We start from the raw sequence: 16,403 nt of genomic DNA, 5'->3' as shown, positions 1-16,403 counted from the left end.
ATGACCGTACGGTTCCGTTATAGCGCACGCCTGTTGCTGAGTCTGTGTACCGGTTGGGGGGCGATCAGTTCTGCCGGGGCGACCCAGGAGGCGCTGAGCCTGACCGCCGCGTACGATGCCTCGCGCATCAACGACCCGACCGTACAATCGGCCGCTCATGCCTATGATGCGTCGACGCATGAAGAGGCGATTGGCCGCGGCGGCCTCTATCCGCAAGTGTCGCTGACGTCGCGCTATGGCTACGGCGGTCGTACCGATGGCGGCAGCGACACCAGCTATGTCAACAGTAACGATTACCAAGCGAACAACGTCACCCTGGCGGCGCAACAACCGCTTTACGACAAAGGGCGCTGGGCCGCGTATCAGGAGGGCAAGGCACGGGGGCAGTTGGGTACGCAGTTATTCGACGTTGCCGGCCAGACCTTGTACGACAGGGTTGCCAAAGGCTACTTCGATGTCGCCCGGGCCGAGAACGAGATCAAGTTGATCGCCCAGCAAAAGACCGCCATCAATGGGTTGGTGACGCAAAGCAAAAAACTTTACCAGGGCGGGCAGGGCGCGATCACCGACATTGATGAAGCCCAGGCGCGGCTCGATCTCGTCGAAGCCCAGGAGGCTGAAGCCCAGGCTCGCCGCGTGGCTGCGTTGCGGGCGTTGTCCGGTCGCGCCAGTGTTGCCATCGAAGACATCCAGTCGATGCGCGAAGAACTGCCCACCGGCAACCCGATTCCGCCGGAGCGGGATTTGCCGTACTGGACTGCAATTGCCCATGATGCCAACCCCGAGCTGGCAGCCCGGTTGGCCGCGGTGAAAGTCGCCGAAGCGCAGGCCGACAGCCAGCGCGCCGGGCATTATCCGACGTTGTCGCTGACCACCCAGCTCAGCCGCCGGGAAACCAGTCAGTATCAGGAGCAGGACCCGCGGCAGGACTCTTATTACGTGGGGGTTCAGCTGGACATTCCGCTGTATCGCGGCGGTTCGGTACGCGCCTCGGTGGCGAAGGCCGAAGCGCAAGTGGCCGGTGCCCAGTCCGACTACGACGTACAGCGCCAACAATTGGCCGAAGACATCGAGACCGACTATCTCGGCGTGGTGGCCGGATTCGCCAAAAGCAAGGCGATGCTGCGGGCGGTGGAGTCCAATCAGCGAGCGCTGACCTCTACGGAAAAGGGTTTCCAGGGGGGAGTGCGGTCAACGGTGGATATTCTTGATGCACAGCAGCGGGTGTTCCAGGCGCGCCGAGATTTGCTCAACACCAAGCTCGACATGCTGCAAAGCTATGTCAGCCTGCACACCCACACCGGCCAGATGAACCGTGCGGTACTGGAACAGGTGCAAAATCTGTTCTGAGGAATGAAGCGGGGGGAGAGATTGACGCCGGTCTGCGACCCTAATCCTCTGAAAACGGGCTTGCTCACGAAGACGGTGGGTCAGCTTGTATCCACGCTGGATGTGCCGCCGTCATCGCGAGCAGGCTCACTCCCACATTTTGATCTGTGGTTGTCCTCGATTTCCCGAGCGCAGCAAACCCCTGTGGGAGCGAGCCTGCTGGCGATAGCGGTGGGTCAGCTTGCATCCACGCTGGATGTGCCGCCGTCATCGCGAGCAGGCTCACTCCCACATTTTGATTTGTGGTTGTCTCCGATTTCCCGAGCGCAGCAAACCCCTGTGGGAGCGGGCTTGCTCGCGATAGCGGTGGGTCAGTCAGCATCCATGCTGGATAGGCCACCGTCATCGCGGGCCGGCTCGCTCCCTCCGGTTGTGGATTGACTCAGGCGGTGAAGTCGCTGGCGTGCAGATCCTTGACGCCTACCAGTTGAATTTCAAACTCGGGGGTGGCGTCGGCGTTGACGCTGCCGTAGAGAATGCCGTCGGCAAAGCGCAGTTGGCCGGTGGCGTTGGCAGGGTCGAAGGCGTTGCTGCCGATGAAGGTGAAGGCGTCAACAGCGGCGGTCAGCGGGTTGGCGTCCAGGCCGGTGAAATCCAGATGGTCGCCCTCGATGCTCTTGAAGCCGTTGATCACATCGCGTGAAGCACCGACGCCCATGTCCGACAGTGCACCAAATGCGTAGGTGTCCGCGCCAGTGCCGCCGGTGAGAGTGTCGGTGCCTGCACCGCCGATCAACCGGTCATCGCCCGAACCACCCACCAACGTATCGTTGCCCGCACCACCGTTCAGAACGTTCGCGGCGCTGTTGCCCAACAGATTGTCGGCGTAGGCACTTCCCGTCAGGTTTTCGAAGAACTTCAAGGTGTCGAGCCCGGAGCCCCCGGTGTCTTGTTGCGCTGACGTCGAGAGGCTGACGGTAACGCCAGACAGGGCGCGTTCAAAAGACACGGTGTCATTACCCTCGCGCCCGTCCAGCACATTGTTGCCGGCTCCGGCGAACAGCGTGTTGTCCAGCGCGTTGCCCGTGCCATTGGCGGCGCCGGCGCTATCGATGTACAGATTCTCGATGTTGGCGCCGAGGGTATAGGCCGCCAAGCTGCTGTGTACGCTGTCGATCCCTCCCGGCACTGCATTGCTGTTGGTCTCGATCACGGTGTCGTTGGCGTTGTCGACATAGTAAGTGTCGTTGCCATCGCCGCCACTCATGCTGTCGGCCCCTGCGGCACCATTGAGCACGTTGGCGGCGGCATTGCCGGTGATGAAGTTGCGCAGCTCATTGCCGGTGCCGTTGATGTCCGACACACCGGTGAGTACCAGATTTTCTAGATTGGCACCCAGGGTCCAGCTGACCGAGGCTTGCACCGTATCGATCTGCGAAGGCGAGGCGTTGGTTTCCACCACGCTGTCGGCCGCGTTGTCGACCACATAGATGTCGTTGCCATCGCCACCGGTCATGGAGTCGGCGCCCAGGTCGCCATCCAGTGTGTCGTTGCCCGAGCTGCCCACCAGGGTATCGGCCTGGTCGGTGCCGGAGATCATCCCGCCCTGGTTCTGAGCGTTGTCGAAAATATCCTGCACGCTGTTGTTGTCGTTGGCATTGCCTTGAAAACCAAGGTCACCGGCGATGTAGTCCGCCAGGCGCTGGCCAACGATTTCCGCCGATTCCTCGTGCAGGTGCCAGACGTCATCGGGATACACCAGCGGATCGACTTCATAGCGCAAGGGCAGGTCGGTGTAGTCCACCGCCAGCTTGACGTCGGTGCGCTCGGCGGCGATCTCCTCCTGGACGGCGCGGACATAGCCAACCCCTTCGACGATCGAAGCAATCTTTTCTGCCGAATAACCCCGGGCACTCGCCGCATCCTCTTGGTAGTGGCCGGTTTCCATCATGTACACGCTGAAGTTGCCGAACTGGGCATGCAGGTAATCAAACACGTTCATGGTCGCGGCCTTGTAGGCTGCGGCTGCCGCTGTTTTGTCCGTGGCGCGGCCGATCTCCTGGGCGGCTTCCTCGCCCTGGCCCCAGATGATGCCCATGGTGACGTTATCGATCGATTTCAGTTCGGTGAGCTGGTCCCCCAGCAACGCGACGGCACGCAACAGCGCAGGCCCGGGTTGGTTGGTGTCGGTCAACCACCAGCACAAACTGAGCTCCTCGGCGCCGAGGGTCGACAGGCCGTTGACCGTACTGCCACCCACCGCGATGTCGATGCCGTTACCGTCGGCATCGGTGAACTGGCTGCGTACGTCATAGGTGGTGTAGCGATCGAGGTCATTGACCAGCATCGATGTGCCGGACTGATTATCGTCCTCCGTCATGCGCAGCAGACGCGCATTGGATTGGCCGAGGGTGGGCAAGTAGAGGATGTCTTGTTGCGCGCGCTCGCCGAACACGAAGTCGCTGGCGGTCAGGGTGTTGAGGTAGTTGCCATTGAGGGCGATTTCAAAACGGTTGCCATCGGCATCCGCATCGGCTGACTTGACGTAGGTCTTGTCGCCGGCTGCGTTGAGGGTCATGTACAGCGTGTGATTGCTGCCATCGCCGAGGCCGAGAAAGCCCAGGCCCGACACATCGATTTTGTCGACGCCGGCGGTGAAGTCATAAATCGTGTCGGTGGCCGTGATGCCGCCGGCGTCGTAGTCGCGGTAGCTGTCGAGCGAGTTGCTGTAGCGGAAGGTATCGGCCCCGTCGCCGCCATACAGCGAATCGCGTCCGGCGCCGCCGTCGATGATGTCCGCGCCAGCGCCAGCCTTGATCGTGTCGTTACCACCAAGGCCGAGTATCAGGTCCGCATCTACCGTGCCGTTAAGGGTATCGGCGTTACTGGTGCCGGCAATGGTGTTGGCCGGCGCATCGGCCACCGCCAAGGCGAAACTGTCACTGACCGACTCCCCAGAAGGATCGGTGGCCTTGACCAATACGCTGTAATTGCCCGATGCCGTGCTGATTGGTGTACCGGTGAACGTCAGGCTGGTGGCGTTGAAACTCAGCCAGGCGGGCAGGGCGCTGCCGTCGGCAAGGGTCGCGGTGTAGACCAACACATCCTGATCGGCATCGGTGAAGCTGTCATGGGTCACCGTGTAATTGAACGCGGTGTTTTCGGTGGCGTTCTGATCGAGGAGGGGAATGGCCACCACGGGCGCGACATTGCTGGGCATGTTTTGGTGGGTGTCGAAGACAAAATGACTCGCCGTCAGGCTGCTCACCAAGTTGCCCGCCATCGACACTTCGAAGCGGTTGCCATTGGCGTCGGCGGTGAGGTCCTTGATGTAGGTGCGGTTGCTCGATGCGCTGTAAGTCACTTGCAGCGTGCCATTCAGGCCATTGCCCAGGCCGGTGTAGCCGAGCGTCGAGACATCGATCTTGTCCGCTGTCACGTCGAAATCGAGGATCTGGTCACTGACGCTGGCAGAGCTGGTGCGGTAACTGTCGAGTGTTGAGGTGTAGCGGAACACATCGGCACCCGCGCCGCCGGTGAGCTTATCCGCCCCGGCGCCACCGACCAGGATGTCGTTGCCCGCGCCGCCATTAAGCGTGTCGTTACCGGCGCCACCGAACAGTTGCTCGTTGGCCGCGGTGCCGGTCAGCGTGTCGTTGTTCGGCGTGCCATTGATCACCGTGGGTGAGGCGGGCACGTCCTGCACGGCAAGGGTAAAGCTGTCGCTGACCGTGGCGTTGCTACCGTCGCTCGCGGAGACCTGAATGGAGTAAGTGCCCGACGCGGTGTCGCTGGGTGTGCCGCTGAACGTGCGAGTGGCAGCATCGAATGTCAGCCAGCCGGGCAGGGCGCTGCCATCGGCCAGTTTGGCGGTGTAGCTGAGGCTGTCGTTATCCGGATCGGTGAAGCTGGTGGCCGGAACGACATAGCTGAACGGCGTACTTTCGGTCGCGTTCTGATCCAGCAGCGGCGTGGCCAGCACGGGAGCGTGGTTCGTAGCAGGCGTGGTGGCGAAGACGAAGTTGGCGTTGGTCAGTTTGTCCAGGTAGTTGCCGCTCAGCGTCACTTCGAAGCGATTGCCATCGGCGTCGGCATTCAGCGACTTGATGTACGTTTTGGTGCCGGCACTGTTGAGCGCCAGGTACACCGTGTTGTTCTTGCCATCTCCGAGGCCGGTAAAACCGATGGCCGAGAGGTCGATCTTGTCGGCGCTGATATCGAAATCGGTGATCACGTCACTAAGGTTGGCGCCGCCGGTGTTGTAATTGCGATAACTGTCCAGGCGACTGGAGAACACAAACGTGTCCGCTCCGGCGCCACCGGAAAGGCTGTCCATGCCGGCGCCGCCGTCGAGCTTGTCATCGCCGGCGCCACCACTGAGGCTGTCGTTACCTGCCAGGCCAAGCAACGTGTCGGCCGAATCGCTGCCCAGCAATGAGTCGCTGGCGCTGGTGCCGGTGACCACCCGATTGAAGATGAAGTTGCTGGCGGTCAGGGTGCTGGCGAGGTTGCCCGAGAGAATCAACTCGAAGCGATTGCCGCTGGCGTCGGCGTCGTAGTCCTTGATGTAGGTGCGATCGTTGCTGGCGCTGTAGCTGACCTGCAGGGTGCCGCCACGGCCATTGCCCAGGCCGGTGAAGCCGAGACCGGCGAGGTCGATCTTGTCCTGGGTGACGTCGAAGTCGGTCACGGTGTCATCGAAGCTTGCGGTTGCGTTGCGGTAGCTGTCGGACTGAGCGGCAAAACGGAACGTGTCGGCGCCGGTCCCACCGGTGAGTTTGTCGATGCCTGCACCGCCGACCAGAATATCGCTACCGGCCCCGCCATTGATCGTGTCGTTGCCGGCACCACCGTAGAAAATCTCGCTGTCGGCGCTGCCCAACAGGGTGTCATTGCCAGCCGTACCTTGCACGGTGATCATCGGCGCCGTGTCGCTGACGTAGCTGCCGTCGCCATAGACCAGCGTGGCACTCTTGCTGGTGTGACTGATGGTATTGCCGATGATGGCGTTGCGATCGGTGCCGTCTTCGTTGCGCTCTGCAACACCGTAGGTCGACAGGTTGCTGCCGCTGATGATGTTGCCCTGGATGGTGTTGTCGCTGCCGTTGAAGTACTTGCCGGACACGCCCAGGGTGTCGTCGTACGACTGGAGAATGATCTCCGGTACCGGGTTGCCCAGGGAGTTGTTGTTGAGCGTGTTGTCGATGATCTCGACGTGGTTACTGCCGTAGATGCGGACACCGGCGCTGGCATTGTCATGGATGTCGAGGCCGCTGACGGTCACATCGCTCGATAGTTTGACCAGCACCCCTTCGGCGCCGTTGCCGTACACCTCGCCACCGGTAATGGTGATGTTGCTGGGGGAGGGGATGTTCTCGCTGCCGCGCTGCACCACGATGCCATTGCCGCCGTTGTTGTAGGCGACGTTATTGGTCAGGGTGAAGTCATGGGTACTGGTAACAACGTTGAAACCATGCCGATCGTTGTCGTAGGCGACGTTGTTTTCAAAGGTGCTGTCGCTCAGGAAGTCAGCGACGAAGCCATCCAGGCCATTGCCGTGGGACACACTGTTTTTGATGACCATGTTGACGGTCTGCTCGTGGGGATCGAAACCATACCCGGAGCAATCCTTGATCTCGACACTGTCGAGGGTGACGTTGGAATCGTAGCCTTCTTTGCCGGGAATAAAGCCATTGAACCAACCGTCGATCTTGCCCGTGGTGCTATCGCGGTTGCCATCGATGGTGAGGTTGCTGATGCCGAAGTCGTGGGTTTCCTCGCCATAGGCGGAGCGGATAACCCCCGTGATCTTGGTGTCGGAGCCATCAGCCACTTTGACGTTGGTGGCACCCATGCCGTCGCCGTACAGGTAGACGTTGCTCTTGAGCATCAGGCAGCCATCGGAGGGTTCCACACCCCCTGAAACGATATACGTGCCAGTCGGCATATACACCTGTCCACCGCCTGCAGCGGCGGCCGCATCAATTGCACTTTGGATTGCCGCCGTGTCGTCGGTGAGGCCATCTCCTTTGGCGCCAAAATTTTGTACGTTAAAAATCATGAGCTTATCTCCGTATCAGGCTTTAATCGCAGAAGGTGCCAATATTCCATCGACGACCACTGTGTTATGACCCAGAGACACGCAAAAGTTTTGACCGTGCATCGGAGATACGTCAATAAACCGATATTACTGATCAGCGGTTGTGAAGAGTTTTTACGGATTTACGTTATTTTGACGCTCTTCCTGTAAGTGAAATGCGCTGAAAACGCGGACGATCGCTGGAGCTATGATTTGAGTTCGGCGGGGCTGTGAGGCCGTTTAAGAGGAGGGGGATGAATTTCTTGCTGGGAGTTAGAGGCGGGCTAAAAGTCGATGACAAGGCCTGAAGTTGGTTTACTTTGAAATATCTAGAGTAATAGCTCTACTAAATGAACGTTTAGTTGAGCTATTCTCATAGGTTATTTGCAGAGGAGGGGATCTGTTTCAGGAGTATAGGGAATATCAACCCAGAAACGATCATCCTCCATTGGTTCTATCAACAAGCCGGCTCTTTCAACCAAGTCATCAATGATGTCCGCAATTAGAGTAAAGCTGGCCTTATTTTCCCACTCACCATAGTCTTTCTCGACTTCGAGACAGGCAGCTTGTAAGCGCTCAAAATATGGTAAAAACCAATGACCTTTGAGCGTTGAGGCCGTTTTTTCAGAGTCCTGCCAACGAACCCCCAAACCTTTGAGGTTGCCCAAGTGGTAGGCAGCGAACTTTAGAACGTCGCCGTAGCAGCCGTATATCTCACCTAGAATCTGATCAACTGAACCATGCTCTCGGTAGTTCAAAATCAGTCTATTGGAGCGTTCGTCAGCTTGAGCTAAGTCGCTGATAAACGTATTTTCATAGGCTTCTGTCTGGCTTTCTCCAAAACCAGCAGTAATGGATGTGACCGCAAATTCGTCCCACACGGCAAGAATTACTTGCCACTGCATTTGTTCAAGAATCGACCCATTATTCTGCCTCAGTAGCACGTTAGGGAAGCAGCGGTCGAACGCATTAGTCACTTCAACATGCGCGCACTCATGGGCCAAAATATGGATTGCATGATCTCGACCTTCGGCGTCTTCCAAGTCAATAAGAGGCGAAATGTGGTTTGCATTTAGGACGATGTGCGACTTCAAAGTACCGTTGCGCAAAACGCCAGGCGTCATGGCTACTCCCACAACGTGCGAATTAGTAGCGGTCAGATTGTTGTTCGTTTCGTACCCGCGATCCAGATCGAGCAAAGCTTGGTTGTAGTCGACCGCAAGCGTTACGCCGTCGAGGCCGCTCAAATCGAATTTCCCACCCAGTGCGCGCACGGCTTCGCCAACGATTGTGGCAAGGCGTGTTGCCGTGTCGGCATCAGCAAAGCCTCTTGCTTGGATACCAAACTGTTCAGGCATCTTGGAAGTAGACTTCTTGGTGGGTTCAGCGGAAGTATCCTGCGGGTCGTCCATGATGATTTTTCTCAGGGAATGGGATGAGCGATGGTCGGCAAACCCATTATCGTCAAGGTGAGCGCGTGGTGTCGAGGCAGCGAGCCTAGGGGGCAGTGCTCCAACCTAATCTCGCAGGGTGCCAAAAAATGGAGAGGTTGAATTTTGTACGCCTGAACTCGACGTTTCACGAAGCTCGAACAGCAATGCGGAGCTTTGACATCCCAGGTGCGCTAAGTAAATCAAGGTTAACAGTCAGGTGCAGTACCATTCTGTAAGCCCGTTTTTTGACTTGTTAACTACGGTGGTTAACAAGTCAAAATTGTGGTTAACAACGGTACCGGACGAGCATTTCACTGAGCTTTTCATCTAACCAGATTTCGGCGAGCACAACGTGTGCATCGCCAAACCGTCAGGGTCTGCAAGCAAATAATGGGCGTTTGTGTTTTCCCCGTATGGCAATCTTGAAATCTGCGCATCAACTCCACGCTGAATGCTACAGATTTCGCACAGCGACGTATTTGCAGGTGGATCTGCGATGTAAGTAATGCCGTGAACGAACAAGCGTATCCAAAAAAGACTCGTTAAATCAGACGGATAGGCGATTTCGCATGCGGTGCGCGATGACGCCAATCGAAGGCAATGTTTTTGGATTCGCTGCGCATGACGTAAAATCAGGTATTACAGCGCCGGCAAAGGCCGCGCCAGAGCCTGTAGCGCTAAGATGTTTACCGATCAGGTGATCCGCAAGTAAAACCGTGAACGTGAGGCGAAGGCTCGGGTTGCTCGATTACAGCCAATTTTTTCACAATTGCTTCTTAGGATTTTCTTGGGGCTGGCTTGATCTCCAGCACAAGTATTTCTGCGCAATATTCGCATTCTATGTAGGAGATTCAGGAACAAGGAAAGTCGCATGGGCCGCACGGAATTGGCTCTGAAGCCTGCAGAAGTAAAGTCTTTTCCTGGCAGCGAAGCACCCACGCAAAGGATTTAGTTCTCAAAATGAAAAGAGATTACTTCCGAGAACTGAAGATCTGCGCGCAACCCTGGCCCAATTGGAAATATCTAGTTACGTGTAATGTATATTATGTTAAATGATGTGTCTGTGTAGAACCCTCTCGCTCCCTTCAGTGTGCGTGTTCACCGATTACGATGCGGAGAATAGTTGCACCGCAGGACGTTCTTTCTTCATCACCGGCCAGACGCCGTTGCGAACCGGACTGACCAAAATCGGCGCATCGGTTGGCATAAAGAAGCGCGACATCACATTCGCCCAGGCACTGAAATCCCAGGGTTACGCTACGGTCAATTCGGCAAGAACCATCTGGGCGACGACAAACAAGGATGAGTACTTGCCGACCAATCAAGGTAAGCATCGGACCGGCCGCTGCCTTTCGAGATCAACCGTTAAGGAGGCTGGCGAGTCGCTTATCGCAGTCCAACGGCAGATCAAGCTAATCCAGCACGCATGAGAAAGCAGTCCGGCCCAGCGTCTGGATTCACTACCGGAAGTCCTGTGTCCCATCGTCATTCGCTCCTGCTACGCTTTCGCTAGCGTCCCTAATCAGCTCACGTCATCGTTGGGTCGCCAGGAGCCTAAAATGAAATTCGCATTTCTGACGTTCATAGCCCTACTCACTTGCTCATCGGCAATGGCGTCACCGCCAGATGGAGAAACGCTTTTTCAAGATAACTGCATGGTTTGTCACGGACCCCGAGGCACGGGAGGATCGGCACCTAAGCTGGCCGGAGATGCGAGTGAGTGGAAACCAAAAGTTTTTGAGAGGGCTGTGTTGAGCGGTATCGACGACCATGGAAAGCCTCTGAAAGCGCCAATGCCACATTGGGCTAACGCTAGCTTCAAATCTGACAATGGGGTAAAGCCAAGCAAACTTGAAATCGATGCAATTCAGAAATACCTGCATAAGCAAAAGTAGTGTGTTTGCATTCGACTGAATGCGTTGGTTTCTGCGACATGCTTTTCACGCAGTGTCACAGAATGGAGCGTAGAGCCCCCCTGCCCCTTTGAAAGATTCCCATTTGAAAAAGAGTGAACTGCCCATGAAGGCGTGGTTTCGACGACTTCGCCGGTGTGAGGGTTTTTATAGACCTTAAGCATGTGTAGCTTACGGGTGCCGACACTTTAGGATTAGAGCCGAGTAAAACGCTCCATGCTTACCACCGAACACTGAGCATTCAAGTTCGATGGTAAAGCACCCTGTGGAACGTAACTCTATCTCCCACCTTCGGCTAACTCGTTCGGGCAGGGTTGCTCCCTGCGAACAGATCCTGACTCAAGTCACCGTGACAGCGGCATTCAACATCAACACCACAATCAAACCGACCACGGCTACGATGGATTGAACCACCGAAATGGTCTTGGTGGCTTCGCCCATAGTCATGCCGAAGGATTCCTTCACCATCCAGAAGCCCGCATGGTTTGCATAGTTGAAGAACAGCGAGCCGCAGCCTATGGACAAGGCAAGCAAAGGCAGGTTGAGGCTGGGATCAGCACCTGCAAGCGGCGCCAGCAAGCCAGCAGCACCAACGATGCCTACAGTGGCAGAACCGGTAGATACCGAGAGCAACATCGCGATCAACCAACCCAAGATCAGCGGAGGGAACGCAGACTGCTGAGTCAGGTGCACAATGGCATCGCCCACCTTGGCGCTGGTCAGCAGCTCTTGAAAGGCACCACCGCCGGCGATGATCATGATGATTGAGGCGATTGGCTTGAGGCTCTTGCCCAGGGAGTCGCGCAATTGCCCCGCATCGCCGCCCCGCGCGAGTACCAGACTTGCCCCTGCGAACAGCACGCCCAGGAGCATGGCGATCAGGGGGTTACCCAAGAAACCAGCCATGTTCAGGATCGCATTACCCTTGGGTAATACCATCTCAGCGACGGCATGAATCAGCATCAGAATCGCCGGTAGCAAGGCTGCCAGCACGCCAAGGGATACGCTGGTGCGTGGTTGATCGTCGGCTTTTTCAGCCAGGGTGAACTGATCCAGCAAAACCTGATCGGGCCGAGTGCTCATGCGCGGCGAAATGAATGCGCCATAAAGCGGGCCGCCTAAAATCATTGCAGGAATAGCCGCAAGGAAGCCATAGAGCATTGTGGGCCCAACCGAGGTTTTGAGCGCGGCGATGGCCGTCAAGGGGCCAGGGTGCGGCGGTACCATCCCGTGCATGGCTGCAAGTGCCGCAATCACCGGAACACCCACATACACATACGCTGAACCTTTGAAGCGAGCCTGGCTTTCCAGCTTTCGCGCCACGCTGAATATCAGCGGCAGCATGATCACCAAGCCCACCTCGAAAAACATGGGAATGCCAATTACAAATGCGACCATCATCATGGCCCAAGGTATCATCCGATCAGATGTTCGCTTGAGGATGACCTCGGCGATCTGCTCTGTGACGCCTGCGTCAGCAAGAATTTTGCCTAGCATCGCTCCAAGCGCGATTACGACCCCTACTGCCCCCAGTGTCTTACCGGCGCCGGTGATCAAGTGGGAGACGATGGTTTCTGGCTCCATACTGGTTGCAAAGCCAACGCCAACGGAAACTACTAGCAGGGCCAGGAGCGGGTGCATTTTGAGACGCGATACGATGAGTCCCACCAGCACCAGGACGCTCACCAATGCGGTCAGTAAGAGGTCTATATCTAAGGGAGTCATGAAAGGATCTCGGTTGGGCTGGCGCTCAAACTGCACTCAGATTTGACAGAGAAGTTTGAAACCGTAACGCCTGTCGGTGCACGCGATAAACCAAACTTCGTTTGGGGGCTTTTAACTTCGGCATTGGATGACGTGTTCATGGAAACCACTCTCTTGTAATTGGAATAGCTGCTATTACGCAGAACTTCTCGATGAGGCACGATAGGTTTTACTGCAACGGTCGCACTTCGAACGTTCTGTATGTATTCGTTTAAATGGGTGAGATGTATGGTCATCGGCAAATGCAGACGTAAGTTTCAGCTTTCGCCTTTTGCAAAACCGAATAACCTTCGAGGGGCTTGCACCAGCAACGAATAGCTAACCTGCGTCGAACACTCCAGGGCTTGCAACTGATCGACTACGGTGCTGAAACCGATGCTTTGCTCATGCTGCGTATGCGGCCAGTCGCTGCCCCACACCAACTGGCGAAGGCCGAAACTTTGTTCCAGCAGCGGTAATGCCATTCGAGCGAAATTGATGTTCTGTTGCGGCGTACCTCCCAAACGATAGATTCCCGATACCTTCATCCAGATCGAACCTTTCGATCCCAACTCCAGTAACTCGCAAAACCCGGGCTGTTCGACGCCCGAATTGGCATCCGGCCGACCAAAGTGATCAATCACCAACTTCAAACCAAACGGCGTCAATTGATGGATCAGTCCTGGCAGATCCTTTACCTCCCGATGCAACTCGACATGCCAGTCAAGATCAGCAATGTGGCTGAAAAACTCTCTCCAGGCACTGGTACGAAAATCAGGTAACGCCTTACCCATCAGGTTCAAGCGAACGCCGACCACGCCCATCTGATCCATGTCATTCAACATGGCGCGACTGACGCCTGGCTCCAGCACAACCACGCCTCGCAACTGCTGCGGCGCTTGCCTCAACGCCGCCAGCAAGTAGCTATTGTCGGTACCGAGAAAGCTCGGTTGCACCAATACGCCATGACTCAGACCATGAGCGTGCAAGTGCGTCAGATACTGCTCAAGCGTGGCGTCGTAATCGGGGGTATAGCGCCGTGCACCGACCAGACATAGATCACGGCTAAACACATGAGCATGGGAGTCGATGCCGGTGATCGGCGTAGAACAGGTGTCAGTCATAGCGTTCATCTATAGAAGGTAAAGGGCATCAGGCCCGCGCACTCTCGTTGCCGTTGACCGTTACTGGCACCGATGCACTCGAAGCTTCGAGGCTGCGTCCACGGGTTTCCGGCAGACAAAGTGCCGCGATCACCGCCACGCCATAGGCAATCCCGGCGTCGATACCAATCGCAGACCCAAGCGACATGGAGTCGCTCATGTGACCGACCAGGAACGGGAACACCGCGGAAAGCACTCGGCCAAAGTTGTAGCAGAAGCCGACGCCGGCGCCGCGTACGTCTGCCGGGTACAGCTCGTTGAACAACGCGCCGAGGCTCGCTGGAATACCGGCCGCGAAGAAGCCGAGCGGGAACCCCAGGAAGAGCATCTGGGTATTGGTCAGTGGCAGAAACACATAACACTGCACCGTGACCACGCAACACAGCGCGAACAAAACGATATTTTTGCGACGGCCAATCCGGTCGATCAAAAATCCGCTGACAACGCAGCCGCTCCAGAAGGCCAGGATAATCACCGCCAGGTAACCGCCCGAGTTCAGCACGGACAAGTTGCGCTCGGTCTTGAGGAACGTCGGCAGCCAGGTCATCACCGCGTGATAGCCACCGTGTGCACCGAGCCCCAACAGACCGCCAAACAACGTCACGCGGATCAGCTCGGGACGAAAAATACCGGCCAGGGATTTGAAGAAACTCTGCGGGATGGCGTTTTCTTTTTGCAGACGCTGGAAGCTGTCCGGTTCCTCGACGTTGCGACGAACCCAGATGATCAGGAACGACGGCAGCAACCCGACCAGGAACATCACACGCCAGGCCATGTCCTGGGGCACGAAGGTGTAAATCAGCGTAAACACCCCGACCGCCAGCCCCCAACCCACGGCCCAAGCGCTTTGGACAGTGCCCATCACTTTGCCGCGATACTGCGGATTGATGGTTTCGGCCATCAATACCGCACCGGCTGCCCACTCGCCGCCGATGCCGAAACCCTGGAGCGCCTTGACGATCAAGAGCTGGTTAAAGCCGGTGACAAACGCGGAGAGAAAGGTAAAAAAGGAGAACCACAAAATCATCCACTGCAGCGTACGCACCCGGCCGTAGCGGTCGGACAACGTCCCCCCTACCCAGCCACCGATAGCTGAAGTGACCAGAGTCACTCCGCTGATCAGCCCCGCGTCGCCCTTGGTCAAGGCGAACGCGGCGATCAACGCTGGAATCGCCAGGCCGAACATTTGTACTTCCAGCGCGTCGAGCGACCATCCGCCGAAGCAGGCCCAAAACGTTTTGCGCTCCCGAGGAGTGACTTGGCGATACCAGCTAAACATGATTCTTATCCTTATAAGTGGAACGTGAGGCAGCCGAGAACAAACCGCGCCGCTACGGGCCAGTCGTGGTAATCAAAACAATGAAATCAGCAACGACCGAGTCGTCGCTGAGCGATCGCTATCCAGGCAAGGGCTTAGCGGATATCCACGCTGTAGCGGAAATGCTCGGCATGTCCGCGAGATCGTCGCCACTCCAGCGGCGTTCCGGCGTAATCACGCGCCAGGCGCTCAATCACTACTACAGGGCTGTTGATCGGGACTTGCAGCAATCGCGCGTGCACCTCATTCACCGATTCGGCGGTGAGCGTTTCTTCGGCAGACGCGACGACCTGGCCGCAGACTTCTTCGTAGATCGGATAAAGCAGTGGCCCTTTGCGGCTCAGGTCGATCTCCAGCAGCGGCTGGAAGCGGTTGCGCGGCAGCCAGATTTCTTCGGCGAGTACCGGCTTAACATCCAGCAGACGCACGCGAACTATGCGGATGACCGGTGCGTCGGCAGGCAGCCCTAACGCTTGGGCCACCGCCGAGGGCGCAGCCACCGGTTCGATCGACAGAATGCGACTCTCCGGCACCTGACGTTCGCCGGCAGCGGTCTGAAAACGGAAGAAGCGAAACAGCGAAGATTGAAACTGCGGCCGGCGAATGAAAGTGCCTCGGCCCTGCTGACGCTCAAGGATGCCCTCACTGACCAGCGCGTCGACCGCTTTGCGCACAGTGCCAGTGGACAGTTGGTACTCCGCTGAAAGCGTGGCTTCGGTGGGAATGGCTTCTCCCGGACGCCAGCGATTGTTGGCGATTTGCTCTGCCAAGTGGTCACGCAGGCGTTGGTAAAGCGGCAGGCGAACATCACTGGATAGAGAATTCATCGACTTTATTCACCTTGTTGTCTAGTCATCTATATGAATCTTGTGACGAGTATTTCCCCAGACGACTTGGCTGTCAAGAAGAGGCACGGCCTCTTGCTGACGAATGGTGAGCCATCGCCCAGGGAAGCCTACGTCAAGCCAGCTCTGTGATTCGCAATGTCGACTGTCCCAATCCCTTCAAAATCCCAAGCAGATTTTCCTGGCCCAATACTGCATAACCTCGATCACATGGTTCTTTATGACTTGGTTCCCTATCTACCTGGCCAAGGAGCGCGAGGCGGCTTGAGGGGCCCCGCCTGCACAAGCACTACGCCAAAAGGGGGGCGAGCTGTAACCCGCATTAATATCCCCTCCTCCCAAGGTCACATTACGTATCACGCAAGTGATCAAGTCGTTCGTACTGTTCTCGACTAGCCCCGCAGGCAGCAATCGCGCTGAGCAAGCGTCGTCGTGGATTCCAAATCGTCAAACACCAACCGCTGCGCCACTCCTCTCCTAAACTGAAGTACTCGCTCCATGGCTCAAAAACAGGAGTGACGTCTATGTGAAGACGCTCCGCCCTAATGCCCTCAATCCAGTTGAACACCACAAGATCATC

The 16,403-nt window shown here is 57.0% G+C and carries 8 protein-coding genes and 1 pseudogene; 3 read left to right on the top strand and 6 right to left on the bottom strand.

Going from position 1 to position 16,403, the window contains the following annotated elements; translation table 11 throughout:
* On the top strand, positions 1–1,350 hold the full coding sequence (locus tag HNR03_RS17130) for a TolC family outer membrane protein (protein WP_259154779.1): 1,350 nt from the start codon (positions 1–3) through the stop codon (positions 1,348–1,350).
* A gap of 421 nt (positions 1,351–1,771) precedes the next feature.
* On the opposite strand, the gene HNR03_RS17125 is transcribed toward HNR03_RS17130, so the two are convergent.
* The gene (locus HNR03_RS17125) at positions 1,772–7,390 is read right to left on the bottom strand and encodes a putative Ig domain-containing protein (protein WP_259154778.1); all 5,619 of its coding nucleotides are present in this window, start codon (positions 7,388–7,390) and stop codon (positions 1,772–1,774) included.
* 398 nt (positions 7,391–7,788) lie between these two features.
* Positions 7,789–8,820 carry a hypothetical protein gene (locus HNR03_RS17120; RefSeq protein WP_259154777.1) on the bottom strand — a complete coding sequence of 344 codons (1,032 nt, stop codon included), beginning with the start codon at positions 8,818–8,820 and terminating at the stop codon, positions 7,789–7,791.
* Positions 8,821–9,935: 1,115 nt separating this feature from the next.
* Here HNR03_RS17120 and HNR03_RS17115 point away from each other — a divergent pair.
* Positions 9,936–10,169 (top strand): annotated as a pseudogene (locus HNR03_RS17115) (sulfatase-like hydrolase/transferase); the annotation flags it as partial.
* A 231-nt stretch (positions 10,170–10,400) separates the two neighbouring features.
* Positions 10,401–10,736, top strand: coding sequence for a cytochrome c (locus HNR03_RS17110; protein ID WP_259154776.1), 336 nt, complete (start codon positions 10,401–10,403; stop codon positions 10,734–10,736).
* Between the two features lie 357 nt (positions 10,737–11,093).
* Here HNR03_RS17110 and HNR03_RS17105 read toward each other — a convergent pair whose 3' ends face one another.
* The 4 genes from HNR03_RS17105 to HNR03_RS17090 all read right to left on the bottom strand — a co-directional run bounded on the left by HNR03_RS17105 (position 11,094) and on the right by HNR03_RS17090 (position 15,805).
* Positions 11,094–12,479, bottom strand: a complete 1,386-nt coding sequence (locus HNR03_RS17105) for a GntP family permease (RefSeq protein WP_259154775.1) — start codon at positions 12,477–12,479, stop codon at positions 11,094–11,096.
* A gap of 296 nt (positions 12,480–12,775) precedes the next feature.
* Positions 12,776–13,621 (bottom strand): amidohydrolase, encoded by an 846-nt coding sequence (locus HNR03_RS17100; protein WP_259154774.1) that lies wholly within the window; start codon positions 13,619–13,621, stop codon positions 12,776–12,778.
* Between the two features lie 28 nt (positions 13,622–13,649).
* Positions 13,650–14,939 (bottom strand): MFS transporter, encoded by a 1,290-nt coding sequence (locus HNR03_RS17095; RefSeq protein WP_259154773.1) that lies wholly within the window; start codon positions 14,937–14,939, stop codon positions 13,650–13,652.
* Positions 14,940–15,073: 134 nt separating this feature from the next.
* Positions 15,074–15,805 (bottom strand): GntR family transcriptional regulator, encoded by a 732-nt coding sequence (locus HNR03_RS17090; RefSeq protein ID WP_259154772.1) that lies wholly within the window; start codon positions 15,803–15,805, stop codon positions 15,074–15,076.
* Positions 15,806–16,403 lie beyond the last annotated feature (598 nt).

It is taken from the genome of Pseudomonas sp. JAI111 (assembly GCF_024809425.1).
Lineage (GTDB): Bacteria > Pseudomonadota > Gammaproteobacteria > Pseudomonadales > Pseudomonadaceae > Aquipseudomonas.
Note: the sequence above shows the minus strand (reverse complement) of the source record. Positions and strands in the feature narration are given on the sequence as shown.